The sequence below is a fragment of the Candidatus Nitrospira nitrosa genome, from assembly GCF_001458735.1.
GTDB classification, from domain to species: Bacteria; Nitrospirota; Nitrospiria; order Nitrospirales; family Nitrospiraceae; genus Nitrospira_D; species Nitrospira_D nitrosa.
The window spans coordinates 1-1,646 of the sequence record NZ_CZQA01000005.1; the positions used below are offsets into that span (position 1 = coordinate 1).

Below are 1,646 nucleotides of genomic sequence, written 5' to 3' on the forward strand. Positions count from 1 at the left end.
CAGGACTAGCCGCACGGCCTGCTCTCGGAACTCCTTCGTATACTGCTGTCGCGGGACCTGTTCCATCTCACACCTCCAGCCCTCTCATTCTAGGTTGAAGGCGTCCACTTTTTCGAGCTTACCTCAGACAGCCGCTTGCTCATGTCGTCAGGATACAGGCGGCGCAGGCGTCCCGCAATCTGCTCGGGCGAGCAGCCCGCCGTCAGTTGCGTCCGGACATACTGCCACAACCATATCCGCGCCATGGTCCGTAACGACTGCCCCTGGGCGAGGCCCAGGCTCAGGGTTTCACGGTCTGTGTCAGTCAACTGTGCGTAGCAGTGTTTTGACATGGCAACACCTTAGCCCATCAGGGCTGGTTGTGTTGCACTTGGAGTTAGAACTCAAGCCCCTTTAAAATAATCAACTATTGATCGAATGTATTCCCAGATATCGCCTTCTCCTTCACCGTGGTCTTCTATCTTTCTTGCCGCCTCGGTAGCCCAAAGAGATTTATTTTCTCTCGTCATACCTGCCATGAGCGTCGGAACCCATGATTCCAACTCTCCACATGGAACAAGAAATAGCCCAATACGCCTCAAACTGGTGCTGAGGGAATTTATCTCGATCTGTAAACCTTTTGGTACCGCCGCTACCCCTTTAAGTTTCAAGTTTTGCTGGGGACTCAATTCCCTAGACAATAGATTGAGCTTACTACGAAGTTCTGAAGCCATTTCGAAATAACTATTATCGTCTTGATCCGCTCTAGACTTGAGTGAATGTATAGTCTCCTCCACACGTCTAATGCCGCCAGCAAAAGTCAGACCTCTAGCCTCTTCGAGAATCTTTTCCTGGATTCCATTAATCGTGTCCTTGAGAACTGTCGCCTCAGTCTCGTTAAGTTCGCAAACGACATCTAGTAATTCCCTCTTCAAGAGAAAATCGAAATCGCTGGCGATAGCAACCGGAACGCCAAGTGCCCGGAACAATTTGGCTGTTTCTTTGAAACCTCCAATTCCACCGACAGGGATAAATCTTAGGTCTGGGTACGGCAAAGAAAGTGTTTGAAGTACGGATTCGTAAACTATTCGATCTCCATCGGATTCACAAAGCACCACACCCTCTGTAAATAGACCATCCAGAATGGTTTCGGACCGGGAAAGGGGCTTTCGAGTGGCCTGTGTCAATATTTCAGGTGAAACATGGGTTGCAAGAAAACCATTCTCCCTACGCTTCAAACGGATTACGCTAACCTCTTTATTCTTTTCTAGAATCCCTCTCAGCACGTGACTGCTATGTGTAGCAACTAGTGTACAGCCCTCTGGTTGAGCACCATACTCTCCGATGAAACGTCCGATTGCCCGTGCCTGTGGTGGATGAAGACACATTTCTGGTTCATCAATTAAACACAACGGTCGCCGCGCTAGCAGGAGCGTACTGCATATTGCAATATACGAACGCACACCCTCTCCCTCAGAATCTAGACTTCTGAACGTCTTCATCTTTGAAGGTGAGGCCATATCCCTATGATCTGGAATATAGAGGTGGCTCCGGTTGGTTGGACAGTTTTTACCAGTTCATAAGTGGCGCCTGGCGGATTGCTGACTACGCGGCAGTCCGTCGTGTGGTCAGATTGTCATAATAGACCTGGTCGGGCGTCTGGCCAT

Annotated in this window: 2 protein-coding genes and 1 pseudogene; all 3 read right to left on the reverse strand. The window is 49.6% G+C overall.

Annotation, left to right across the window (positions count from 1 at the left end):
* Positions 1-89: 89 nt before the first annotated feature.
* On the reverse strand, positions 90-332 hold the full coding sequence (locus COMA1_RS08700; protein WP_090747017.1) for a helix-turn-helix domain-containing protein: 243 nt from the start codon (positions 330-332) through the stop codon (positions 90-92).
* Between the two features lie 51 nt (positions 333-383).
* Positions 384-1,265, reverse strand: a complete 882-nt coding sequence (locus tag COMA1_RS08705) for a TOPRIM nucleotidyl transferase/hydrolase domain-containing protein (protein ID WP_245630963.1) — start codon at positions 1,263-1,265, stop codon at positions 384-386.
* A gap of 6 nt (positions 1,266-1,271) precedes the next feature.
* Positions 1,272-1,499, reverse strand: a pseudogene (locus COMA1_RS22160) (AAA family ATPase); the annotation flags it as partial.
* Between the last annotated feature and the right edge of the window lie 147 nt (positions 1,500-1,646).